The sequence below is a fragment of the Neobacillus sp. BF23-41 genome, from assembly GCF_041106275.1.
Window position 1 is genome coordinate 1 of record NZ_JBGBPR010000023.1, and the last position, 25,297, is coordinate 25,297.

The following is a 25,297-nucleotide window of genomic DNA, read 5'->3' on the forward strand; positions in this document are numbered from 1 at the left end:
TCCGGTTCAATACCGAATCCATACCAGCCAATTAGCTGTTTAATATAAAACTCTAACTTTTGGGGGTCACATCAAATTGAGGCTGCTTTCATTATGATGAAAAGTCAAAATAATTTTTCTTTAATAACCTTGGAACCGCCATTAACTCTTCGAAGCTGACCACTTTTCCAATCAGTTTACAATCAATTAAATACAACTGATTCTCAATTTCTTTTACAATTGGTTCACTTTGATAAATCATTGCACAATCAGGGCAGGAAAAGGTGGGGGTTTCTGAGATTTCAATCGCTCGCGTCCCATCTGGCAGCTCCCAAAAAACTGAAGTGGTTACACTTTCTACATTTGTGCTTGAACACCATTCACATACGGTTTCCAATTACACTCCTCCTATTCCTTCAACGTCTCGGCTGATGTTCCATCCCTTTTTGTTTCCTGACTACCTGCTTCTTTATGAGACAATGCTTTAAATTTCTTATCCTTTAATTCATCCCGTTTGCTGCGCCTATCCTTTAACGTCGTGTGTGCCGGGTCTTGGTAATAATCCTTACGGCGATTTAACCTTGTTAATCCCTCTGGAACAAGGTTAAAGTGTTGATCATTCATAATACCTGAGATTCCTGTAAGAGACCTTTTCTCGTCCATATCAGGGTAAACCTCTAGAAAATAACCCTCTGCCCTTCCAGGCACATAATTTTCTGGCTCTGGGTATGAGGTGATTACGCCTTCAAAATTCCGAAGGACCACTTTCTCTGGACTTTGCGAGATCAAGTAATTCGGCTGAAGGGCAATTTTACCCCCTCCGCCTGGTGCATCGACGACAAAGGTCGGTACGGCATAACCAGAAGTATGTCCGCGAAGCCCCTCGATAATTTCAAGTCCTTTTGATACAGGAGCCCTGAAATGACCGATCCCTTCAGATAAATCACATTGATAAATGTAATAAGGCCGGACGCGAATTTTGACAAGATCATGCATTAGTTTTTTCATGATTGGCACACTGTCATTGATTCCTGCAAGGATAACAGACTGGTTACCTACTGGAACACCAGCATCGGCAAGCATTTCACAAGCCCTTTTTGAGTCCTCGGTAATTTCGATCGAAGTATTAAAATGAGTGTTCAGCCAAATTGGATGATATTTTTTCAAGATATTACAAAGGTTTTCGGTAATTCGCTGCGGGAATACAACAGGTGCTCTTGTCCCAATCCGGATAATTTCAACATGATCAATTTCCCTCAGGTTTTTAAGGATATATTCCAAAATAGTATCATTAATCAGCAGGCCGTCCCCGCCAGAAATTAATACATCTCTTACCTGAGGGGTTAGCCTAATATATGAAATAGCTGCATCAAGCTGCTTCTTCGGAACACCCATGCCAATTTGCCCTGAAAAACGTCGCCTTGTACAGTAGCGGCAATACATCGAACACTGATTGGTAACAAGAAAGAGGACCCGGTCTGGATAGCGGTGCGTTAACCCAGGAACAGGTGAATCTTCATCCTCATATAATGGGTCCTCAAGATCATATTTAGTTTTATTAATCTCCTTCGAAATAGGCACAGACTGCATTCTGATCGGACACCGTGGATCATCAGGGTTCATTAAGGAAGCATAATATGGTGTGATATTTAAGGGGATGGTTTTTGTAGAAATTCTTACACCTTCCTCTTCATCTGGAGTTAAATGGATCACCTTTTTTAAATCATCTAACGTACGGATCGTATTCGTTAGTTGCCAAAGCCAATCATTCCACTGCACTGAAGTAACATCTTTCCAAAGTTCTATATCTTTCCAATGCCTTTGTGGTTTATATAAAAATTGTTTCACTATAAGTTCCTCCCATCTTGCTTCACTAAAATATATATGCAAGATATGTGCCAATGTCATAAAAAGGCTTAGAACTTACTCTTTTAGCTTTTTGCAAAAAAAAAACGCCGAAAACTCGGCAGCTTAGTCTATTATTTTTTTCAATTTATATTGTAAGGTTTGCCTAGGAATCTCTAAAAGCTTCGCTGCTTGGTTAATGTTCCCTTCAGATAATTCAAGGGCATTCAAAATTAGATCCTTCTCTAATGTTTCAATATTTTTCCTTAATGATAGACTTTCCATTACGACATTGTTAGTTGTGGTTGTGCTTGGAAGATGTCTTAACATGCTTGGTAAATCTTTATACTTCAACTGCTTTTCTTCACACACATTCATCATGTATTCAATCGTATGTTTCAGTTCCCTTACGTTACCAGGCCATTGATAATTCATCAAGAATAGCTCAAGCTTCTTCTCATATCCGCTAATATTTTTATAGAGTTTTTGATTAAATTCCTTGATAAAATGATCTGCTAAAAAAAGAATATCTTCTTTTCTTTCTCTTAAGGGGATAAGTGAAAAGGTAAATACATTTAATCGGTAGTAAAGGTCCGCACGAAGCGTTTGCTCTTGAAGGGCCTTGTTTGGATTGACATTCATGGCTGCAATTACTCGTACATTTACAGAAACGCTTTGCGAACTTCCAACTCTTCTTACCATTCCATCCTCCAAAACCCGTAATAGCTTCGCTTGAAGTTCTATCGGCATCGTATGTATTTCATCAAGGAATAGCGTTCCCCCATCCGCAAATTCAAATAACCCTTTGCGGTCCATTGCCCCTGTATAGCTTCCTTTAGCCGTACCAAACAGGATACTTTCTAACAGTGTTTCAGGTATGGCGGCGCAATTTTGAGCAATAAACGGTTCAGATGAGCGAGGGGATTCATGATGCACTCCTTGAACAAATAATTCTTTCCCTGTTCCGGACTCGCCATAGACGAGAATAGGAGAATCCGATTTCGCCAGTTTCTTAGCCTCATTTTTGATGCTCTGAAATGGTGGATTAACCGTCAATAGATCATTTAATGTATAGTTTACTTGAATGTTTACCTTCTTTTTACTGCTTTTATTTAATCCCTTTTGTAAATCTAATAGTCGTTCCGCAAGTAGTTTCATTCGGGAATAATCTTTCGCTATTTCAACCGCTCCAATAATTTCTTCCCCGAGAAAGATTGGCAGGGTTGTATTGATGGTATCAATTCTTGTCCCATGCAAATTCATATAAACCTGTGTTTGGTTGTAGATCGGCTTTCCCGTTTTAATCACTTTAAGCAAGGTACTGGACTCTTCCGTTAGGGAGGGAAATGGCTCAATTAAATGCTTTCCCTGCACTTCCTTCACTTCCATCCCATCGTGCTTTGCTGCTACTTCATTATAAAAAATTGTCTTTCCCTCAGTATTGACCACATGAATTCCTTCATCAATCCCTTTTAGAATGGCTGTCAGAACTTCTTGCGTTAAAGCGGTTAACGGAACCATTTCATTCACCTGCCCATCTTTCCAATTTAACAAGGTGCCGAAAAATTGGCACGGTAAGCCGAAATTTTAGCAGTTTGCCAGATTCTTTACCCACATATTCATATTTTCAAGCTTGTCATAGATAAAGCAATTATTCATCAGCCTGCCCCGATACGAATATCCCAGCTGAAATAAAACAGCATTCATCCCAAAGGATAACGATCTTGCAATCGAATAGGCACAAAAGATTCCTTTCCTTTTCAACTCACCTTCAAGTTCATGAAGAATAATTTTCATAAGCCCATATTTCCGATGTTCAGATAATGTTGCACAATCCGTTAATTCTGCATTTTTATAAAAAGAATTCACTTCGGCTGAAGCTGCACTGACTATTTTTCCTTGAAGGAAAAAAGCGTAATAGATGGTCCCATCCTTGATGGTCTTTATTATATATTCCGGTTCATGCAAAGGGGTTGGGTAAATTTGAAACACTTGCCTGTACAGTACTGCAAGTTCCACAGCACTGCCCTCGTCGACCTCTCGTAATTCATATTCCTTTGGTGGATACCCTTTCTGAATGGACGTGTCTAATTGATATATACTGTTGACCATCCCGTCTTCGATCACCCAATGATCATTTTTCTTCCGGTCTGACGTGTAATATCTTGAAAAAAAATGGGCATCTGAGCCAAGAAAATAACGATCAACAACAGCCTCTGGCTGAAGTCCCTTTTCCAAAAAACTAATAAAATCCTCGCTTCTGACCTTGACAATTAACTTTTCAGCCTTGTGCTTTGCTACGAGCTCTTCCGCTCGCTCAATTAGCAATTTTGTATTTCCACGATAATCATCCACACGAATACGTTTATTAAATGGATCAAGATATATTTCAAGGAAATAGCCGTTTTCCTCTAGAAAAATAGTGGATGCCGTTTGATTCATCGAGTTCACCCCATCGGTAAATGATAATTTCTCTAGCATTCTCGAAAAAATGTCTGGCCTAGATTAGCCAGACATTCCCACTAGGTCGGTATAAATCAATTATATCAATCTTTTGATATATAAATGGAAAAAATCTGATGTTTACTCTGCCGCCTCACACCATTTTAATAAAGTAAGGGCAATAATCTCACTGGCGATAAACATATCTTCAAGTACAATATGCTCATTTGCATCATGTGCAGTTTCTGTTATCCCAGGTCCGAAAATGACCACGGGAGTATTACCAATATTAGAAAGGATACCTCCGTCTGTTCCCCAAGGGCTTGCCTCGATGATAGGACTACTACCCTTTACTTCTATAAAACTCTTTGTCAATTCATTCATTAAAGGATGGTCATTTTCAAGACTTCCTGGCAGCCACCTGCCGCCAAACCATTCTATCCTAAGCGGATTTTCCCTGAGCCACTCATCATTTTCACATATTTCTCTTAAGCAAGTTTCCATTTCAAGTTGTGCTGATTGAATCGTTTCTTCCGGAGAAACTCCCATTCTCCCCTCAATAATTGCGGTGTCAGGCACCGAAGAAGGCCATTCGCCGCTTGAAAGCTTTCCGATATTAATTGGAATAGGAATGGGGATTTTTTCAAAGAGAGGGTCTGAAATCCTCGCATTTCTATCGTTCTCTAACTGTTGTAAACTTTGAATGACTACTAGTGCTTTTTCAATTGCGCTTACACCTTTATACCTGGTTCCTCCGTGTGCTGCTTTGCCTTTTACGGTAATTCTGAACCACATTGAGCCCTGCTGCTTCGGGAATATCTTCAAATTGGTCGGTTCTGGAATAATGGCCCCATCCGCCTGGTAACCTCTAAGAACGGCTGCTAGGGAACCAGCTCCGCCGCTTTCTTCTTCAATGACACTTTGAAAAATAACATCCCCTTTAAGTTTGATACCATTTGCTATCAAGGACTCAATCGCCATTAACAGGGCAGCATTCCCACCCTTCATATCCGTCGCGCCTCTTCCATAAAGCTTGCCACACTCAATGGTCCCGCTAAATGGGTCATGTTTCCAGCTTAATTCATCACCAACTGGGACCACGTCAATATGACCATTTAAAATCATCGATTTGCCGCCGCCTGTACCTTTTAACACCGCTACTAGGTTAGGATTCCCGCCGAAGTTCTGGCGGTCACAACAATAAGCAGGGTGGGATTTTAATTCATCACCACCTATTTCCCAAATATCGAGTGTTAATCCTAACTGTCTGCATTTTTCAATGATAATCGCCTGGGTACTACTTTCGTTTCCCCGTGTGCTGTTTTCTCGGACGAGAATTTGTAACAGTCTTGCCCCTCGCGCTCGATTCTCTTTTATCCATTGTTTTATGCATATTTCATTATTGTCCAAACGATTCACTCCTTTTAGAAATGATTCAGCTTAATACGGAATCATACGAACAGTTTCCCGTATCTTAAATTCGCACCCAGTTTTGTTGACAACAGTTTCTAAACTGTAGGGGGCAAACAATTCTGTTAATAGTAAATCCTCCTCAGTTACCTTGAAAACAGCTAGATCAGTGATAATTAAGTCGACACAGGCTGACGATGTTAATGGTAACGTGCATGATGTGACAATTTTGGGCCTACCTTGTTTATCACAATGATTCATGACAACAATGACTTTCTTAGCTTTTTGAGCAAGTTCCACCGCTCCGCCCATCCCTGGAACCTTCTTTCCTGGGACAATCCAGTTAGCAAGGTCGCCCTTTTTACTGACCTCTAGCGATCCTAAAATCGTTATATCCACTCTGCCCCGGCGAATCATTCCAAAAGAAATTCCACTATCACAGTAAGATCCGCCCCAGTTTAGGGTGACTGGAAATCCTCCTGCATTACACAAGTTTTCATCTTCTTCTCCCTTTACTGGGGTAGGTCCCATGCCGGTAATGCCGTTTTCAGCGTGAAACATCACCTTTGTCTCGGTTGATAGATGGTTCGGAACGAGCGAGGGAATCCCAATTCCAAGGTTGACAACCATTCCCGTTTGAATTTCCTCTGCAGCCCTTTTAGCCATTTGATTTCTCATATCTACTGCCATGCCCATTTCCAATTCACCCCCTTAGATGGAATCACATAATCTACAAACACTCCTGGCGTAATGATGGCATCGGGGTCAAGACTACCAAGCGGGACAATTTCCTCTACTTCTGCTATCGTGATATCCCCTGCCATAGCAACGAGCGGATTTGTATTGCGGGCACTTTTGTCATAAATTAAATTCCCATACTCATCTGCCTTTTTCGCATAAACAATCGACACCTCAGCCGTTAAAGCTGTTTCAACAAGAAACTTCTTATCTCCTAGAGTAAAAAATGGTTTGTTTTTCGTAACCATTTCATTGTCTGTACCGATATCTGACAATATCGCTGGCAGGCCAACACCGCCCGCGCGTATTCTTTCTGCTAATATTCCCTGCGGTGAAAACTCTACCTCCAGCTTTCCCTCATGCATGAACTGGCCAGCAAAGGGATTGGAGCCAATATGAGAAGCAATTACTTTCGCTGCCCTTTGTTGACTAACTAATTTCCCTATGCCAATTTGCGGGAATCCCGTGTCGTTCCCAATTAAAGTAATATTACGAACTCCTTTTTCAAGAATACCATCGATTAATGCCGGCGGAGAGCCGACCCCGCCAAACCCGCCAAACATCAATGTCATTCCGTCATGAAAATATTCCATAACAGCTGCTAAGGTTGTAATTTTTCTGAATGGATTTTCCATTTACATCACCCCTTCCCTTCATTTAGTTGGTTAGAAAAATCTTCAAATGTTTCTTTTAATAAGTGGACCAATTCCTCCATTTCTTTTTGAGTGATAGTAAGAGGAGGAGAAATAATAATAGAGTCTCCGTTTATCCCATCAATGCCAGCACCAGCTGGATAAACAAGCAGTCCCTTTTTCTTTGCAAGAGCTACAATCCTTTGTGTGATCTGGGCGTTTCTAGGGTAGGGTGTTTTGGATTCTACTTGCTGGACAAACTCTATTCCCAGTAACAGCCCTTTGCCGCGGATATCACCAATAAACGTGAAAAGTGGTTTTAATCCTTCAAGTTGTGCTCTTAAATAGGCACCTTTACTTTCAACCTCTTGAATAATATTGTTTTGTTCTAAATATTCGAGAACAGCTAAGGCAGTTGCACAAGCCAGTGGATTGGCACTTAAGGTATGGCCGCTCATGACCATCTTTGTTCCTGCCATTATCGGCTCGATGACTTTATCGGTTGCAATAGCAGCTGCAATCGGTGCGTAGCCTGCACCCATCCCTTTTCCTAATGCGACAATATCAGGATTGATTCCCCACTGTTCACTCGCAAGCATTGTGCCAGTCCTGCCACAGCCAGTCATGACTTCATCAGCGATAAAAAGAATGTCATAATCCTCACAGATTTTCTTTATGACCTTGTAGTAATCTTTTGGTGGGGCAATTGCTCCGCCTGCAGCTCCGATGACGGGTTCTGCGATAAAAGCGGCGATTTGTTCGGCGCCAATCCGCTTAATAGCTGTCTCAAACTCATGGGCACATAAATAGCCACAGTTAGGTGCCTCGAGGTTATAAGGGCAACGGTAGCAATACGGGGGATTAATGACAGGGAAATCCTCTAAAAGTGGAACAAATCTTGCTCTCCTCCCTGTATGACCTGACATCGAAAGCGCACCTAGGGTAATCCCGTGGTAGCTTACCCATCTCGATAAAACCTTGGTTTTCGTTTGAACACCCTTTTCCTGCCAATATTGAATCGCCATTTTCATGGCCGTTTCAGTTGCTTCAGAACCGCTGTTAACGAAAAAACACCAATTGAGATCTCCTGAAAGCATGTTTGCAATTTTTTTCGCTAAATTTTCAGCAGCATCACTCGTAAATTGTGAGCGATACACAAACGAAACTTTTTTTGCTTGTTCATTCATTGCCTCAATAATCTCTGTTACACCATGACCAATATTGGCAGTTACAGCGCCGGAAGCAGCATCTAAATACTTTTTTCCATCCACATCAAATAAATAAATTCCTTTGCCATAGTCAATCACAGGGTAAATGTCATCGAGTACTGGTTTTATTAGAAACGAATGATCCATAGGGAAACACTTCCTTATTAAATTAGGCAGGCCTTATAGAAATTGTATGAACTTTTACTTTTCAAGATGATTAATATAAAATTACTTTTAGAATTACAGAAGGAAAGGATCCTATGAGCACAATAAAAAAAATAAAGTTAAAAACGAAAGATATTTCAACCATTCAATTAATCGTTATTTTTTATTTATCCGCATTAATCGTTTCTACTCTTTTATTAAAAATCCCAATGGCTCATCGTCCAAATGTTTCGCTAAGTTTTATTGATGCGATGTTTACCTCCGCTAGTGCGATCAGTGTAACCGGTTTAAGTGTCATTTCAATTAAGGATACCTTTAGTAACTTTGGAATCTTTCTCTTATGCTTAATTCTGCAATTGGGAGGCTTAGGGGTTATGTCCTTAAGTACATTCCTATGGATTATGCTAGGTAAAAAAGTGGGATTAAAAGAAAGACAACTGATTATGATTGATCAAAATCAATCCAACCTAGCTGGTTTGGTCCACCTGGCAAAACGGATTCTGATTATCTTTATTTCGTTTGAATTTGTGGGAGGAATTATCTTAGGGATTCGCTTTTTAAACTATTTCGAAAGCCCATTGTCTGCTTTTAAACATGGATTTTTTTCATCCATCAGCGCCACGACCAATGCGGGATTCGATCTAACAGATGCGTCACTCAGTCCATATAGTGAGGATTATTTTGTTCAGACGATAATAATTTTGTTGATGATTGTTGGGGCAATTGGCTTTCCCGTGATAGTTGAGGTTTTTGAATTCTTTTTAAACTTAAATAAAAGGAAGAAATTTCATTTCACCTTATATACTAAGTTAACCACGATAACGTTTGTTCTCCTTACCATAGTAGGTGCATTTTTGATTTACTGTTTTGATAATCAACACTTTTTTTCTGATAAAAATTGGCATGAATCCTTTTTCTACTCTTTATTTAATTCCGTAACAACTAAAAGTGCTGGATTAGCAACAATGGATATCAATGATTTTACTCCGAGCAACCAACTTTTTCTGTCGATTTTAATGTTTATTGGCGGTTCTCCAAGCAGTGCGAGCGGAGGTATACGAACCACCACGTTTGCCATTGTTATTTTAGCGATCGTATTTTACGCACAAGGAAAAAGCTCAATCAAAATCTTTAGACGTGAACTGCTAAGTGAGGATGTCCTTAAATCATTTATCGTGATCGCGACCGGGGCGTTTTTATGTTTGTTCTCCTCTCCATTTTAATCCTATCGATTACAGAACAAGGAACTGTGATAGAGGTTATTTTCGAAGTTTCTTCTGCTTTTGGCACCAATGGATTATCGTTGGGTTTAACACCAAGACTTACTACCTTTGGACAAATACTCATCATTATCCTGATGTTTATTGGAAGAGTAGGCATTGTTACCTGTTTACTTATCTTAAGAGGCAAAGGCAGCAAGGAAAAGTTCAACTACCCTAAGGAAAAGGTTACCATTGGGTAAAAGTCATTAATTGCAGGAGTGGAGATTGTCCGCTTAGAGATCTCATGAGAACAGGTCACGCCCGATTCTTCAGAAATCTGTCCACATGAACTCATCTTTCGGTTTTTTCAAAAATCGACCCCTTCCATAAAAAAATAACCCGCAAAAATTTGCGGGTTAGACAAGTACAGTTTCTTGTTTTCGTTCAGTTGTTGTTTTTTGAATAATGTCTCTAGCAATCCAGACTCCGCATGCACTTGCTTGCGCAAGACCACGAGTAATCCCAGCTCCATCGCCACCGACATAAAGTCCGCTGATTTCTGATTCAAATCGGTCGTTTAAGCGTGGTCGTGCCGAATAGAACTTAGCCTCAACACCGTAGAACAAGGTATGCTCTGAAGCAAGACCTGGTGTCACCTGATTCAACGCCTCGGTCATTTCTATTAAGCTTTTTAATGTATTATAAGGAAGAACTAATCCAAGGTCACCTGGGACAGCTTCTTTCAATGTCGGCTCAAGGAAACCTTCTTTAATCCTTTTTGCAGTGGATCTTCTGCCCTTTAAAATATCTCCGTATTTTTGGACGATTAGACCGCCATTTGAAAGGCTGTTAGCTAAGCGGGAAATTTCATGTGCATATTCATTCGGCTTATCAAATGGATCTGAAAACGTATGGGAAACAAGTAAGGCAAAGTTTGTGTTCGGACTGCCAAGTTTCGGATCTTTGTAGGCATGTCCGTTGGCAAGCATAATCCCGGAATGATTTTCAACCACCACATGCCCAGATGGGTTACTGCAAAATGTTCGTACAGTTGTCCCAACGGATGTATTAAAAATAAATTTCCCTTCATACAATTGCTCATTGATTTCTTGCATGACAATATTGGAAGTTTCAACACGAACACCAATATCTACTTGGTTACTTATCATCCGTAATCTGCGCGATTTTAAGATACCAGAAAGCCATTTAGAACCATCTCGGCCTGGTGTAATGACCACCTTATCCGCATAAATATTTTGGTCCCCTTTTAGATTAATACCTTTCACCACAAGACCATCTGGTGTTTTTTCAGTAATTAAATCCACCACTTCTGTTTTATATGACATGTCAATCTTTGTCTTTAAGTATTCGTAGATACTTTTCATGATTTCAAGATTTTGTTCCGTACCAAGGTGTCGTACCTGCGCACGTAATAGCTTTAATCCAGCTGCATAGCCGCGGCGTTCGATGTCTTTTACCTCATCTGTTAATGGGTCAGTAATGCTTTTCGTCGCCCCATGCTGTAAATTGATTTCATCAACATAACGAATTAATTCAACTACCTGTGAATCTGGAAGATAATCTGTCATCCAGCCGCCAAATTCACTTGTGATATTAAACTTCCCGTCCGAATAAGCACCAGCTCCACCAAAACCATTAGTAATCGAACATGCCGGCAGACACCCAGCAAATTCTTTTTTCCCCGCAGCCGGTGGGCATTTTTCAATTTTCTTTTGTAAAATCGGGCAATTTCTCCGATAAATATCATGTCCTTTATCCACTAATAGAACCTTTGCGTTCGGCATTTTTAGTGTCAGTTCATAGCAGGCGAATATCCCTGCAGGGCCAGCACCCACTACAATCACATCATATCTCGTATCCATTGTCCAATTACCTCCAAAGTCGTTTTACTCAACATTTGTAAATATATCAGACTATTTTTGTTAAGTCAACATTAAATACGAACTATTCTTTTAAAAAATATTATATCGTTCGGATTTCGCGCGTTTATCAGAAAATTATATAAAAAGAAACGGCTGACTCGTTTTGAGTCAGCCTTTTTTTCATCAAATTAATAGCCCCAGCTTGCCCCGATAATAATCAATAAGATAAACAGGACGACAATTAACGCAAATCCACTGCCGATTCCGCAACCTCCTACAGGGTAACCGCAACCTCCTACAGGGTATGCAGGGTAACCACATCCACCATGTCCGTAATACATACACTTCACTCCTAACGAAATTGTTTCTTAACACTGTACTTTATGTAGTAGGTACTTGACCCGTATGTGCATTCGCCTATAATATGAAATACAATGATAAAAATTGTAGGTGAAACCATGAAAGGTATTTTGAAAAATTTTATTAACGGTATTTTAACGATTGTCCCTATCATCCTTGTAATTTATGTGATTTACAAAACGTTTCTATTTTTAGACGGTTTACTTGGTAACACTCTAAAGCCTTATTTAAAGGAAGACTACATTCCTGGGATTGGCTTACTAACTACCTTCATCTTAATAACTGTTTTAGGGTGGCTATCTACAAAATATATTTCGGGTAAAATCATCCGCTTGATCGATATTCTTTTAGACAAGATTCCAGTTGTTAAGACCATCTATTCCGTAATTAAAGACACGGTCCAATCCTTCCTTGGCGAGAAAAAGTCCTTTTCCAAGGTAGCTCTAGTGGTGATTCCAGGAACAGAAATGCGCAGTCTGGGGTTTATTACTTCTGAACAATTAGAGGAATTTTATTCTCCTTTAAAGGACCATGTGGCTGTCTATATCCCGCAAACATTCCAGGTGGCCGGGTTTACCTTTCTTATACCAAAGGAACAAGTAGAAATTATCGACGTCAAACCCGAGGAAGCGATGAAATTTATCTTATCAGGCGGAATGACGTCAAGTTCAAAACAAAAGGTAAAATAAAAAAGCCGCAAAATCGCGGCTTTTTATATTGCTCCGAAAAGTTTCGTGAATTCCCCGTATCCTTGCTTTTCGAGCTCGTCTTTTGGAATAAACCGCAATGCGGCAGAGTTGATACAATAACGCAATCCAGTTGGGTTTGGTCCGTCATTAAAGACGTGACCTAAATGGGAATCAGCTGATTTACTCCTTACTTCTGTCCGAGTCATATAATGACTGAAATCAGCTTTTTCAATCACTTCTTCGTCTTGAATCGGTTTAGTGAAGCTCGGCCAGCCGCAGCCGGCATCGAATTTATCCAACGAACTAAACAGCGGCTTCCCAGAAACAAGATCTACATAAATCCCCTCTCTCGTTTCATTCCAGTATTCATTTCGAAACGGAGGTTCTGTGCCATTATTTTGTGTGACTTCATACTGGATCGGTGTTAATTCCTTTTTTAGCTGTTCTACATCCTTATTTTTCATTTTTCTCCCCCCAATGACTTTGAATAAAGCCGGCGCGACCCGAGCCTACATGATAGGATTCATAATGGGCCCGATTTTTTTTATAGTACTGCTGATGATAATCTTCGGCTGGATAAAAGGTCTGTGCTGGCAAGATCGGCGTCACAATCGGTTTAGTAAAACGGCCGCTTTCTTGTAATGCTTGCTTGGACTGTTCGGCAAGCCTTTTTTGTGTGTCATCATGGTAGAAAATTGCCGTTTGATACGATTGCCCTCGATCATGGAATTGGCCGCCCGGGTCGGTAGGGTCAATTTGCTGCCAAAATAACTCCAATAGTTTTTCATAAGGAAAAATCTCTGGATCATAGGTGATTTGCACGGCTTCCAAATGGCCAGTAGTATCCGTACAAACTTGTTGATATGTCGGGTTTTCTACGGATCCCCCTGTATAGCCTGAAGTAACACTAATAATTCCGGGCTGTTCATCAAATGGTTTCACCATACACCAAAAACAGCCGCCAGCAAACGTTGCAACTTGATTTGTTTTTTCCAAGTTCCCACACCCCTTTAACTTTATTTCACTTTGAGTATGAGTATACAGAATGTTTTAGGAAAAATAAAATCTCCTGACTGAAGAAAGGCAGAGTCCTCTAAACGCTGGGCCTGGGGCTAGACAATAATAAAAGGCTAAACAAGTCAGGGTCGACATCGACCTAACTTGTTCAGCCTTTCCTATTTTAATAGCTCTTTCGCTGCTTCATCTGTTTGTTTATATTTTTCCATTGTTTTTTAACTTCTGCTTGTGGACGTTTATCAGCTTTCCTTTCGATAAACGCCAACTCCTTTTGCAGCTTGTTGTAGCTTGTCAGCCGCTCAGCCGCAATCAATCCTTCTTCAATTGCCTTCACCACAGCACAGCCGGGCTCATTCTTATGCTGACAATCTCGGTAGCGACACTGGGTAGCTAATTCTTCAATTTCTGAAAAGGTCTCTGTTAAACCGTCTGAGCTTTCCCAAAGTTGCAGTTCCCTCATTCCTGGCGTATCAATCAAAACACTGCCATTCGGGAGAAGGATTAGTTCACGGTGGGTAGTTGTATGACGCCCTTTATCATCTGACATTCGAATATCCTGAACTAGCTGTTTCTCCTCTCCTAAGAGACGATTCGTTAAAGTCGATTTCCCAACCCCTGAAGAACCAAGCAAGGCAATTGTTTTTCCTGGCTTCAAGAAAGGTTCTAGTTCCTCAAAGCCAGTCATCGTTTCGGCACTAACTGCAATAACTGGAACTCCGCCAAGGCTAATCGCTTCAACCTCAGCCAGCATATTTTCGAGATCCTGACAAAGGTCTGCCTTACTTAAAACAATAACTGGGTTTGCCCCACTTTCCCAAGCAAGCAAAAGGTAGCGTTCGATTCTTCTTAGATTCAAATCCTCATTCAGTGAATTTACGAGAAAGACAGTGTCGATATTGGTCGCAATGATTTGCTCTTGTGCGGTAAGACCAGCTGATTTTCGCGAGAACTTACTTTTTCGCGGCATGATGGCCAAAATGGTGCCTTTTCCTTCGTTACTCCTCGGCATTAGAGCAACCCAATCACCTACAGCTGGGAAGTCCTCTCTGTTAAGGGCATTGAAGCTAAACCTGCCCGATACCTCACATAATAATTCACCCTGTTCTGTCCACACCCTATACATTCGTTTGTGCTCGAGTGCCACACGGCCAAGAATCATCTCATCATTTGTATTTAATTTATGAAAATCATTTTTTACAGTTTCAGTAAAACCCATTGCTACTAAATTCATCTTTATTCCTCCAGCGAATCATTATTTTTCAAAATAAAAAACCATAGGCACACACAGCCCATGGTTTTATTCGCATAATGGAATAAAGGGTACAAAGGATCCCTAACATGAAAATCTTTGGGCTGTGCAAACAACAATATTCAAATTACGGTTTGGACTCATCGATTCAATTGCCATTGCACTTCACCCACTTTCAATCATATTTGTTATCAGTATATGTGTAATATTCCCATTTGTAAATAAAAAATGAAAAATTTCCAAATTACTGCGATATAAGTTAGACACCTACCTATTTAAGCTTGAATAAATTATGGTGTAATCCATTAGATAGGAGTTGATAAAATGACCGAGAAAAGAACTCATTCCGATTATCTTCAAAAAGCGGCGATGTATGATTTGTTAGCTCAATTTTATAAATACTCATTTCCAAACTTACACATGCAGTATTATTTAAAACATATAAAATACATGAATAAAGCGATGAACTTCATGCGTACAAATTCCCAACCAATACAATTAGAAGCGAAGGTGCGTTTCCTTCACACCTCCCCAGATTCTACGAACGTTGATATTTATATAGACGGGAAACGAGTAATAAGGGACTTACCATTTAAAAATGTAAGTGCGGTTCTGTCATTACCTGCTGGAAAACATCATATTGACATTTACCAAACGGGAAATATGGTGGACAGCGTTTTAAATAAAACGATAACTGTTGAAGCTGGAAATTCCTATACACTTGCTGCAATTGACTCTGTTAAGAAATTGCGTCTGCTCGTGTTTCAGAATCAACCATCAGTACCAAGAAATGAATCGAAGGTTCGCTTTATCCACTTATCACCAGATACTTCGCCACTAGACATTGCAGTCAAAGAACGAGATGTGATTTTCCCAAATGTTTCTTATAAGCAGGCAACCCAATATTTAGGGTTAACACCGATGACAGTCGATTTGGAAGCAAGGGCCACTGGCAGTAGGACCATACTTCTACCCCTGCCGAGGGTTCAATTTATGGCAAATGAAAGCTACACAATTGTTTTTATTGGCTTAGCCAATGGTCAACCAGAATTCCAATTCATCACTATCAAGGAATAAAAAACAGGTGCCTCCTAGTGATGAGGCGCCTATTTCACTGGTACTAAAATCGTAAAGGCAATATCATCCTTCTTTAAATCAAATTTATCTGCCTTTATTCTTATATCACTTTTTTGTTTTAACTGTTGCATATTAACATAAATAACTTTATCTGTAGGTCTTATGTCGACTCCCTTTGGAATCTTATAATTTTCGCTAATAAAATTTAGGACATATGAAATGGGGAGGTGTAAACTGCCGATTGTCATTGATTTCTGTCTTAAAACCAAATCACCATTTTCAAGTGCCTTAGGCTCGAAGGTTAACCTCATATTCAATTCCTCACTAAAGAAGGGCAAGGTACCATATAATTCAACCTCATCTCCCAAAATGATTCGATAATCAATCGGTGAAACAGCGGCCTCTTCCTTTAAATAATGATTGATGAGTTTATTTAAATCATTCTTATTTGAATTAACATGGAAGGAAACATGTTCACCCATTGGCACATTCAATTTGCTCGATTGCCGGCCATCCGACGGGAACATGACCAGCGACAACATAACAATAGCGAACAAAAGGTTGATTCCCATCAACAGCAGGAATCCGATTTTCCATTTGTTTTTCATCTAATTCTCCTCTGTATTGACCATATATGGCGTTTTGTCCAATTCAGGTAATACTTGTTCTTCTAATGTCTTGTTCAACCTTTGCGCAATCAACTCATAGCCTTTGTCATTTGGATGAAAATTATCTGTAAATAATAAATTTTCGTTAGCATTTAAAAACATGTCTTCTATCGAGACAAAATAGGCATTGGGGTAATTAGCAACCACCCTTTGACCAGTCTTATTCCAATCAGCAACAATCTCATCCAACTCTTTAATTTCTGAAAACCATTTAGAAAATGGATTATATAACCCCACTAATACAACCTGAGAATGGGGATTTTCCTTAATGATAACCTTGATAATTTGCTTTAAATGAGTTCGATAGGATTCTTTTTCGGTGGTAAACGTGGAAAGTTGAAGGTTTTCAATATTGTCCTTGACGACTTTCATAATGTCGTTTCCACCTATCGTTAGAATAACAAGATCTGCCTTTTGTATCACAGCTTTCATTTCTGGCGTTTTCAATCGTTTTAAAAGTTGAGTTGTCCGATTACCTTTTACGCCATAATTATAGAAGTCAACTTCTTTTATCCCTTTTTCTTTTTCAAGCATTGATTCTAAATATGGCAAGTAGCCGCCTTTGTTTGTACTATCGCCTACCCCTTGAGTAAGTGAATCGCCTGCTGATAAAACTGTTAATTTGCGGGGGACGAAGTCAGCGGGAACTTGTGCAAATGCCTGTGCTGCAGTTTTCTTTTCAGAATGTAACGCCCATTGGCTAACTTGATTACATGAACATAGGAATAATACCGTGAGAATTAGAAGGGGGAAGAGCTTTTTCATCTTAAATTCACCTGCCTTCTAGATTATAATTATTATAACACGGCTTGAATCATTCAAAACAATATGTACTATATCCTATTCCTGCCAAAAAAAATAGACCTGTCCGAAGGTCTATTGTAATGCTTTCATATCATGAATTATTTCATCAAAGGGTACATTCTTGTAACCATCATAGGATTTTTTAATATGTCCTTCTTTGTCTACTAAATATATAGAGGTCCCATGAATCACTTGATTACCCTCGACAGGTTTTTTGACAAGTGCTTTATAATTTTTCAGGGCGAAGTTTTCAATAAACTCCTGCGAGTATCCAGTCACAAAGGTCCAATTTTTAAAATCCACTTGAAATTGTTCCCCATAACGGGTTAATACTTCAGGGGTATCGACAACTGGATCGACACTGAAGGAGACCAATTCAACATTCTTCAAGCCTTCATCCTTGACCATTTTTTGTAATTTTGTCAAGTTAGAAGTCATTGGCGGACAAACATCTGCACAGCTTGTAAAAATAAAGTCTGAAATCCATACCTTACCCTTTAAATCCTTTAATCCAAAGGATTTATTGTCTTGATTTGTAGCTGTAAAGTCCTTTATTGGCCAGTCGACGGCATTTTCTATTTCTTTTTGTCCACATGCCGACATAATGAGTGTTGTAAGAACTAAGACCACTACTAAAAACCGAGCTTTCATACCATCACCTGCAACCTTTTTTTCTATTCCATATCGTGAATAGTTTAACAAAGGTTTGATGAAGATGAAAGGAAATGGCTTGTTAATCGATAACACCCGTTCGTTCAATCGTATTCTTTACATGGACATCAAAGGTAACATCCTTATACTTGCGGTCCCACTCCTCCTGCGTGATCGGTTTGCCCCTTAAGTGGGCTTCGTATTCATTTCCAAGACCGACTGGGTCTATTTCTAATTCCTTAAAATGAAGAAGTAAACTTTCTATTTTTTTTTTCATCGACTCATCTAACTTTTTTTCAAGAAACTTTACCGAAGTCGGTTTACCTAAATCTAAGGCTTCGGTCATTTCTAATACCCTTGAATCTAAGTCTACATCCACTCTAAAACGGAGGTTTTTTTTATCGACTATTTCAATTTTAGTCTTACTTCGAATGTTATCAATGCTGACATATATTTTACTGAATATTGGTTTTTTAGTGTAATTTTCGTTTTTTATAATGATTTTTTTTAATTGATCTGTCTTATAACCCATTTCTTTTGTACCAGCTTTATATTTATCAATTAATACTTTCAAATAAAAAAGATCCCCTTGCCTTAATTCATCAACTAAACGGTCACCTTTAAAAAGACCCACCCCAGAAATAATAACATCTTTATCCTTTACTTTAAGGATTGGGAGAACAGGGTCCTTCCCAATGTCATAATAATTATGGTTAAACTCATGCAGGGTCGGGGAGATAATTTGTTCACCCTCCACATTTTGTTTAATTAAATTGTACATATATGTACCAAGGTTTAAACGCCCTTTATTATTAGTTTCTATTTCCATAATTTCTGAAGCGGATTTATCAGCAATCGTTAAATAGACCATATTCCCAATGGCGGCATCACGATTCAACGTGTCGACAAGCTGGATAATTCCTTTTTTGGCAAGCTCTCTACTGTAGACAACCGAACGGAGCTGTCCTGAAACGAGTTTTTGGTTTGATTGAAGATTTTGTTGTTGTCTTAATCCTTTGCTTGTTTTTGCCACAGAAGTGATTACTTTTGTAGCGGATTGGGTCATCGGATCAAATTTTTGAACGACTGCTGTTCCTCTAATTTGATTTGTCCCTTCCATATCGTACCCTGATGTTGTAATTAGCCCTAATTTTTCAAGAGGCTTTTGCTCAACACAACCAGCACTGATAACCATCGTTATCGAACAAACCAACAATAGTCTATGTCTGCCATTATGAAGCTTCCGCACTTGATTTCTTCCTCCTTAGGAACCATTTTTTAACCAAAACGAGCACTGAAAGGAGTACCGGATAACAGAAGGCAGTGAAAAAGCCCAGTTTACCAACAAAATCAGTCATTTCATTCATTTGATACCTTGCTTTGATAAAGAATGAACCCACCCAAACAAGGATGCCAAGGATCCATATCCCATGATTTTGTTTCCAATTTATGATCCGTTTAAATCCCTTAGATGCAGCCCATAAATAACAGCACATGTTTGGCAAGATGACTAACATCCAAAAAGAAACAGCAATAAATTCAAACCGTTCTAAGTTTGGTAACCTAACGATTTTAAACATTGATAAAACAGGCCAAATAGTCCGAGCTAATCCATTTTCAGCAAAGAATGTAATGGATATCATTGTAATCGACGTGAAAAGAATGGTTGTTAAAAAATTCCCTATTTGCGAGTACAGAAAGACCTTTTTTTTCTCTTTCACATATGGATATAAAAACATAAGTAGTTCAAAGCCCATTAGCGAAAGGGATGTTTTATACACACCATTCACAATATGCTTCAAATCTGTATTTAAAAGAGGAAGCAGATTCTTAGGGTCTGCATATTGCATCGGAACGATTAAGACAAACATCAACCAGATAGTCCCTATTACAGAAAGAAAAGCAACTCCGACAATGATACGAATGCCGCCATTAACGGCATAGGTTGTTAAAAGGATTAGTGCAAGAGCGAGTTGCCATGTTGGTAAATCTGGAAAAATCCACACTTGGACAATTTCAACATAGTTCATCACTATAACAAAAAAACTTAAGGTCATATAGAGCATATAAAAAATGTTCATGGCATTCCCAAGCCATTTTCCAAAAACATCTACCTGGATTCCATATAAATCAGCACTATCATATTTTTGAAGCATAAAAACCATCATCGCTAAGACAAAGGCTGTTAAGACTCCCCCAAGAAAGACAGATATCCAAGCATCATGTTTTGCCGCCAAGAATACAACCCTCGGTAATCCGACAATTCCGACGCCAGTTTGCGTAGCGTTTATAAAAAACATGACTAGGAATGCATTTACCAATAATCCTTCCTTTGGTTGCAAATTCACTTTCATCCTGACCGCTCCTATTCATCTACATCCTTTTTTTCACGACCTTTTTGTTTTGGAAAAAGTTTGTTGTCTACCGGACGGTTCGTTAATGGCCTGTAAGATAGAAATTGAGACGGAAATTTGATAATACTGTATCCTAAGTCCTTCCACCTAAATGGATAGACAGGCATAAGGTAGGGTCTGCCTATTGTGGTTAATTTCAACAGGTGAATGAGCACAAAACAAAAAGATAACATAATTCCAACCCCCCCCCATATACCTGCTAAAATGATAATTGGAAAACGAATCATACGAACAGCAGTACCCATGATATAACTGGGAGAAGTAAAGGAACCGAGGGCACTTAGTGCGATAATGATAATTAAGATATTACTTGTAAAGCCCGCTTGGACCGCTGCCTGACCGATAACAATACCACCGACAATACCCATTGTTTGACCAACTTTTGTAGGAAGTCTTGCTCCAGCTTCTCTTAATAGCTCGATGACAAATTCTAAGAGAAGGGCTTCAAGTACTGGTGGGAACGGTACATTCGCCCTAGATTGACCAAGAGAAATAAGCAATGCTGATGGAATAATCTCATAATGATAGGACAATACAGCCACATAGGCTGGCGTCAACAGAATCGATAAAAAAATTGAAACAATTCGCAGCATTCTTAAGAAAAAACCCATATTCCAACGCATGTAAACATCTTCGGTTGATTCAAAGAAACTAAGGAAAGGTGTCGGTCCATAAATAGCAGACGGGGAACGGTCCATTAGCACTGCAACCCGTCCCCTCATTAAGGAAAGAGTGACCCGATCTGGTAATTCCGTTGACATGATTTGTGGGAAAATCGTCCAACTATTATCCTCTATCAACTGGCCAAGCACCGTTGTATCCGGTATATAATCGTATTCTAAATCAGTTATCCGTTGTCTAAAGGTATTTACATTAGCTTCATCGGCAATATCTTTAATATAGACCAGCTTTCCTGGTGTTTTCACCCTTTTCCCAATCGTAATATCTTCCATGCACAATTGTGGATCTTTCAAATTACTCCTTATAATATTTAAATTTCCAATTAATGATTCTGTAAAAGAAATCTTCGGACCATAAACAAGGGACTCTGTTTCTGCCTTTTCAAGGGACCTTTCAACAGTTGTCCCGACATTTGCTAGGATCCCGTACGGCTCACCATCCGCATAAATGTATGCTTTTCCTTCTATTAACGATGAAACGATTTCTTTTAATTGATTGGCAGCAGAAATTTCGGCAATCGGCAAAATTTGTGCAATACTCTCGGTGGTCCATTCACTTTGAGTATTTTGTTGAATTGGTAACAAGACAAATTCATCAAAGCTAGTTTTATCTATAAGGCTGCTTAAAAAGCAAAAAACAATCTTTTTCCCGTTCTTTTTTAAAGTCCGAAAATTAAGGTCTGAACAGGCACCTATCTCATTTTGTAGTTCTAATTTAAGGTCTTCCACATTCAAACTATGAGGTTTTTTATCTTCTGACTTTTTATTCTCTGACTTACGCTTAAACATTGGCAGCACCTTAACTCTTCAATTTTTTTTATCTTTACCAAAAACTCTAATATTAACCAAAAGAAAATAAAGGGTGTCAGGCACCATGTGAAAACTTCACATGGTGCCTGACACCCTTCGTCTGATAAATTTATTCAAAATAATACATGAGGGCAATTGTCCCAGGTCCAGTGTGAGTGCTTATCGTAGGACCCGTGTAATCAATCGAAATATCTTTATACCCGGTTAATTCAGTAATTGCCTTTTTTAGTTTAGAGGATAATTCGTATGCTTCCGCATGAACAATGCCAGCACCACATATTGTTTTTCCTTGGACATCCTCCGCAATTTGCTTGGCCATATATTTAACAACTTGTGAATGACTGCGCACCTTGGCTACTGGGTTGTATTCCGCTCCTTCAAGTGAGGCAATTGGCTTGATATTTAATAACGATCCAATAAAGGCCTTCCCTTTACCGATCCGTCCGCCCTTTACCATGTTCTCAAGTGTATCAATCATAATATACAGCTTTGTATGTTCGCGCACCTCGTCAAGACGTTTAAGGATTTCCTCCATGCTTTTCCCTTGTTTCGCCATTTCGGCAGCTTCTTTCACTTGAAACTGGAGGGCAATCGAGATAAACATCGAGTCAATAACCGTGACTTTCGTTTTCGTCATTTGGGCTGCGCTTTCAGCTGAACGTACGGTACCGCTCATTTTGCCTGTCATATGGATCGATAATACCTCATAGCCTTCTTCTCCAAGCCGATCGTAAACTTCAAGAAAAGTACCCGCAGAAGGTTGGGAACTTTTCGGTAATTCCTCAGATTTTTTCATTACTTCTATGTATTCAGCTGCATCAATTTCCACTCTGTCTAAGTAAGATTCACCATTTATCGTTACGGACAATGGCACCACCACAATACCCAGTTTTTCGGCCATTTCTAGCGGCATGTCCATTGTTGAATCGGTTACAATTTTAATTTTGCTCATAACAATCACTTCCCTAACAGTACTGCTATGTATTATACAGTTAACTACTATTGAAAGGAATACATCCATCACTTTTCATGTTTTTTAAAATAGGTTCTGTTAAACTTGGTTGTTGATTTCCGCTCCAGGTGCGTGCGGTTCGCGGGTACTAACCGCCTCCTCGGCGCTTGAGCCTGCGGGGTCTCCTCTGCCCCGTCCTCCCGCAGAAGTCTTCGCGCCTTACGCTCCAATCAACATAGTGACAAAATCAACAATGATATAGTCAAAATAAAAGAGCACCGCTGGGGTATACCCTGCGGTGCTCGAATGGCATTAAGCGTTATTCTTTAATTCTCCAACTTTAAACAATTGTTCATAATCCGGCCACTTCATGACCTTTTTCAAATAATCTTTAAAGGAGTAGCATTTTTTCAAGTTTTTTTCGTTGTAAAGCGACGTAACAAACGTCTGTAAACGGACTTGGATCATAAATTTATAAGTGCTATCTTCCTCCAATACAGGAATGTCCATGACTTTAACCTTCTGTCCAACAACATTTTTGAACTCTAGGCTTTTGAATAACAAAATATCAATCCTCTTTTTCACCCGTTTGAGTATATTATACACTCTTTGGACGACGAATTGTGTCTAATTATGCATGGATTAAAAAATATTTATGAATTAAAAGTCCACAGTATGTGTTGTAGTTCAAGAAAAAATAAGTCACTTTTTTCAACATATTCTAGGAAACATAGTTCCTGATAACCTAGAAAGCAATCGCTTTGAACCCAGTGGAGTTTCCAATAATAACCGGCCTTTTTCTTTTCCGATAATCGAACCAATCACAATAGCGTCCTTGCCTTCAGGAGATTCCCGCAATATATCTAGCACCTTCTCTTTTTCCTTATCGGCAACAATGATAATTGCTTTTCCTTCGGTGGCAAGATAAAGAGGGTCAAAGCCTAATAGATCGCAAACTCCATGTACTTCTTCCTTAAATCACGCCGGGTAAATCCATGGTCGATCGCGGCTTCATATATTGTTTTTTGGCTCTTCATCCGCTTCCCCTCCACTTATCATCAAAAAAAGTAAAAAACTTAATTACAGGAAAATTGTATTATAATGGCAGGTCTTTCGTCCTGAATATTAAAAAAAGTACACAAACTATCCTTAACTGCATTTTTACAATATTTTTAGATATTAAGTTGGAAATATTGGTAACTCAACAAAAAAAAGACCTTAAAGGATTTAACCCTTAAGGCCTTTTTGCATTCCATTTATGCTTCGACTACCTCATCTTCTTTGTCTTCTTCCTGCAGATTTTTCAAGCGTTTGCGGTAGACAAACTTCGATAAATTAATACTGATTTCATAAAGGAGCAAGAGTGGCAAGGTTACCACAAAATCAGACATAAAGTCTGGAGGTGTAATAACGATTGCAATAATAATCAGAACGAAATACGCATATTTACGAATTTTTGCTAAAACAAACGGATTAATGATGCCAAGTGAAGTCAAAAACATAACGACGACTGGAAGCTCAAACAGTACCCCGAATGGCAAGGTCATATTCATGATAAAGCTAAAATATCTTTCGGCAGTGAAGTTTGTGACAAACATATCTTTTCCCATACTCACCAAAAAGTCTAGAACCATCGGAAAGATAATAAAATAGCCGAAGGCAAGACCAATGATAAACAAGAAAAATAAAGCCGGAACATAAGAAATCGTTATTCTTCTTTCTATCGGTCTTAATGCTGGTCTAACAAATAGCCAAATTTGCAAAGCGAGAACTGGAATAGTACCCGCCACAGCTACAACAGTTGCCAGCATGAAATAAATCCACATTATATCACTTGGTCCGAGAACCATCAGTTTTGTATTTCCAACAAACCATTTATAGATATCGTCTACATAAATAAAACCGGCGATAAAAAAGACTACAAATGCAAGTGCAGATACAATAATTCTTTTACGTAGTTCTTCTAAATGATCAACTAAATTTAATTCTTTATCTTCCATGTACTTCCCCTGCCAATTTCAAAAGGTTAAAGATGTGCACGTATATATCGCTCATAGAGTTGACTCTAAACGAAATAGTGCCATTGTTTTAATAAGATGAACAAGTTTTCATGCGTTTTTATAGGTTAAACCTAGAGAAGAAAAAGGTGTAAGACTTAAAATCTCACACCTTATTTAATCAAATTTTTCTTTTCTTCATCAATATCATTCATAACATCGTCTGTTAGTTCACGGGTTGACTTTTTAAATTCTTTTAATGTTTGTCCGAAGGCGCGGCCAATTTCCGGAAGTTTCTTAGGCCCAAAAATAATCAATGCAAGTGTTAAAATCAAAATCAATCCTGGTATACCGATATTAGAAAACATGGATTTACATCCCCTTTAATTGTTGTATTATATCTACTATGATTATAGTACCGAAAA

25 protein-coding genes and 2 pseudogenes are annotated in these 25,297 nt (G+C 39.0%); 3 read left to right on the forward strand and 24 right to left on the reverse strand.

All coding sequences use genetic code 11. From position 1 onward, the window contains the following. Window positions 1-91: 91 nt before the first annotated feature. The 8 genes from AB7942_RS24025 to AB7942_RS24060 all read right to left on the reverse strand — a co-directional run bounded on the left by AB7942_RS24025 (window position 92) and on the right by AB7942_RS24060 (window position 8,401). On the reverse strand, window positions 92-376 hold the full coding sequence (locus AB7942_RS24025; RefSeq protein ID WP_369448849.1) for a YokU family protein: 285 nt from the start codon (window positions 374-376) through the stop codon (window positions 92-94). An 11-nt stretch (window positions 377-387) separates the two neighbouring features. Then, window positions 388-1,827: a lysine 2,3-aminomutase gene (kamA, locus tag AB7942_RS24030; protein ID WP_369448850.1), complete on the reverse strand. Its 1,440-nt coding sequence runs from the start codon at window positions 1,825-1,827 to the stop codon at window positions 388-390. 123 nt (window positions 1,828-1,950) lie between these two features. Continuing rightward, complete coding sequence (locus AB7942_RS24035) at window positions 1,951-3,345, reverse strand: sigma-54 interaction domain-containing protein (protein WP_369448891.1); 1,395 nt, start codon at window positions 3,343-3,345, stop codon at window positions 1,951-1,953. Window positions 3,346-3,411: 66 nt separating this feature from the next. Further along, complete coding sequence (gene ablB / locus AB7942_RS24040) at window positions 3,412-4,266, reverse strand: putative beta-lysine N-acetyltransferase (RefSeq protein ID WP_369448851.1); 855 nt, start codon at window positions 4,264-4,266, stop codon at window positions 3,412-3,414. Window positions 4,267-4,407: 141 nt separating this feature from the next. Continuing rightward, window positions 4,408-5,676, reverse strand: a complete 1,269-nt coding sequence (locus AB7942_RS24045) for a peptidase (RefSeq protein ID WP_369448852.1) — start codon at window positions 5,674-5,676, stop codon at window positions 4,408-4,410. Between the two features lie 30 nt (window positions 5,677-5,706). Then, the gene (locus tag AB7942_RS24050; protein WP_369448853.1) at window positions 5,707-6,372 is read right to left on the reverse strand and encodes a 3-oxoacid CoA-transferase subunit B; all 666 of its coding nucleotides are present in this window, start codon (window positions 6,370-6,372) and stop codon (window positions 5,707-5,709) included. Further along, complete coding sequence (locus AB7942_RS24055) at window positions 6,357-7,049, reverse strand: CoA transferase subunit A (protein WP_088088678.1); 693 nt, start codon at window positions 7,047-7,049, stop codon at window positions 6,357-6,359. Before AB7942_RS24055 ends, AB7942_RS24050 begins: the two co-directional genes overlap by 16 nt. Window positions 7,050-7,054: 5 nt before the next feature. Beyond that, window positions 7,055-8,401, reverse strand: a complete 1,347-nt coding sequence (locus tag AB7942_RS24060) for an aspartate aminotransferase family protein (protein ID WP_369448854.1) — start codon at window positions 8,399-8,401, stop codon at window positions 7,055-7,057. Window positions 8,402-8,523: 122 nt separating this feature from the next. On the opposite strand from AB7942_RS24060, the pseudogene AB7942_RS24065 reads away from it, so the two are divergent. Next, window positions 8,524-9,881: pseudogene (locus AB7942_RS24065) on the forward strand (TrkH family potassium uptake protein). 156 nt (window positions 9,882-10,037) lie between these two features. Here the strand turns inward: AB7942_RS24065 and AB7942_RS24070 are convergent. Then, window positions 10,038-11,504 (reverse strand): NAD(P)/FAD-dependent oxidoreductase, encoded by a 1,467-nt coding sequence (locus AB7942_RS24070; protein ID WP_369448855.1) that lies wholly within the window; start codon window positions 11,502-11,504, stop codon window positions 10,038-10,040. Window positions 11,505-11,692: 188 nt separating this feature from the next. Beyond that, window positions 11,693-11,767, reverse strand: coding sequence for a YjcZ family sporulation protein (locus AB7942_RS30590; protein ID WP_142292237.1), 75 nt, complete (start codon window positions 11,765-11,767; stop codon window positions 11,693-11,695). 195 nt (window positions 11,768-11,962) lie between these two features. On the opposite strand from AB7942_RS30590, the gene AB7942_RS24080 reads away from it, so the two are divergent. Then, window positions 11,963-12,553, forward strand: a complete 591-nt coding sequence (locus AB7942_RS24080; protein ID WP_369448856.1) for a DUF502 domain-containing protein — start codon at window positions 11,963-11,965, stop codon at window positions 12,551-12,553. Between the two features lie 23 nt (window positions 12,554-12,576). Here AB7942_RS24080 and msrB read toward each other — a convergent pair whose 3' ends face one another. The 3 genes from msrB to rsgA all read right to left on the reverse strand — a co-directional run bounded on the left by msrB (window position 12,577) and on the right by rsgA (window position 14,801). Next, entirely contained in the window at window positions 12,577-13,017 is a 441-nt protein-coding gene (msrB, locus tag AB7942_RS24085) for a peptide-methionine (R)-S-oxide reductase MsrB (protein ID WP_369448857.1), read from the reverse strand. Then, a complete protein-coding gene (msrA, locus tag AB7942_RS24090; protein WP_483310908.1) occupies window positions 13,007-13,498 on the reverse strand; it encodes a peptide-methionine (S)-S-oxide reductase MsrA in 492 nt (163 codons plus the stop codon). Before msrA ends, msrB begins: the two co-directional genes overlap by 11 nt. A 235-nt stretch (window positions 13,499-13,733) precedes the next feature. Further along, a complete protein-coding gene (gene rsgA / locus AB7942_RS24095; protein WP_369448859.1) occupies window positions 13,734-14,801 on the reverse strand; it encodes a ribosome small subunit-dependent GTPase A in 1,068 nt (355 codons plus the stop codon). Between the two features lie 342 nt (window positions 14,802-15,143). On the opposite strand from rsgA, the gene AB7942_RS24100 reads away from it, so the two are divergent. Then, window positions 15,144-15,896 carry a DUF4397 domain-containing protein gene (locus AB7942_RS24100; protein WP_369448860.1) on the forward strand — a complete coding sequence of 251 codons (753 nt, stop codon included), beginning with the start codon at window positions 15,144-15,146 and terminating at the stop codon, window positions 15,894-15,896. 29 nt (window positions 15,897-15,925) lie between these two features. Here AB7942_RS24100 and AB7942_RS24105 read toward each other — a convergent pair whose 3' ends face one another. The 11 genes and pseudogenes from AB7942_RS24105 to AB7942_RS24155 all read right to left on the reverse strand — a co-directional run bounded on the left by AB7942_RS24105 (window position 15,926) and on the right by AB7942_RS24155 (window position 25,240). After that, complete coding sequence (locus tag AB7942_RS24105; protein WP_369448861.1) at window positions 15,926-16,504, reverse strand: YpmS family protein; 579 nt, start codon at window positions 16,502-16,504, stop codon at window positions 15,926-15,928. Then, window positions 16,505-17,329 carry an SGNH/GDSL hydrolase family protein gene (locus AB7942_RS24110; RefSeq protein WP_369448862.1) on the reverse strand — a complete coding sequence of 275 codons (825 nt, stop codon included), beginning with the start codon at window positions 17,327-17,329 and terminating at the stop codon, window positions 16,505-16,507. Window positions 17,330-17,440: 111 nt separating this feature from the next. After that, window positions 17,441-18,019 carry an SCO family protein gene (locus tag AB7942_RS24115; protein WP_335396871.1) on the reverse strand — a complete coding sequence of 193 codons (579 nt, stop codon included), beginning with the start codon at window positions 18,017-18,019 and terminating at the stop codon, window positions 17,441-17,443. Window positions 18,020-18,101: 82 nt separating this feature from the next. After that, entirely contained in the window at window positions 18,102-19,268 is a 1,167-nt protein-coding gene (locus tag AB7942_RS24120; RefSeq protein ID WP_369448863.1) for a Ger(x)C family spore germination protein, read from the reverse strand. After that, window positions 19,252-20,373, reverse strand: coding sequence for a GerAB/ArcD/ProY family transporter (locus AB7942_RS24125; protein ID WP_369448864.1), 1,122 nt, complete (start codon window positions 20,371-20,373; stop codon window positions 19,252-19,254). Before AB7942_RS24125 ends, AB7942_RS24120 begins: the two co-directional genes overlap by 17 nt. Before the next feature lie 11 nt (window positions 20,374-20,384). Beyond that, entirely contained in the window at window positions 20,385-21,902 is a 1,518-nt protein-coding gene (locus tag AB7942_RS24130) for a spore germination protein (protein WP_335711633.1), read from the reverse strand. Between the two features lie 130 nt (window positions 21,903-22,032). Beyond that, complete coding sequence (locus AB7942_RS24135; RefSeq protein ID WP_369448865.1) at window positions 22,033-22,875, reverse strand: DegV family protein; 843 nt, start codon at window positions 22,873-22,875, stop codon at window positions 22,033-22,035. A 312-nt stretch (window positions 22,876-23,187) separates the two neighbouring features. Then, a complete protein-coding gene (locus AB7942_RS24140; protein WP_088088694.1) occupies window positions 23,188-23,439 on the reverse strand; it encodes a DUF2535 family protein in 252 nt (83 codons plus the stop codon). A 147-nt stretch (window positions 23,440-23,586) separates the two neighbouring features. Next, window positions 23,587-23,781: pseudogene (locus AB7942_RS24145) on the reverse strand (hydrogenase expression/formation protein HypE); the annotation flags it as partial. A 350-nt stretch (window positions 23,782-24,131) separates the two neighbouring features. Next, window positions 24,132-24,875, reverse strand: coding sequence for a twin-arginine translocase subunit TatC (gene tatC / locus AB7942_RS24150; protein WP_369448866.1), 744 nt, complete (start codon window positions 24,873-24,875; stop codon window positions 24,132-24,134). Between the two features lie 170 nt (window positions 24,876-25,045). Continuing rightward, window positions 25,046-25,240: a twin-arginine translocase TatA/TatE family subunit gene (locus tag AB7942_RS24155; protein WP_088088696.1), complete on the reverse strand. Its 195-nt coding sequence runs from the start codon at window positions 25,238-25,240 to the stop codon at window positions 25,046-25,048. Window positions 25,241-25,297 lie beyond the last annotated feature (57 nt).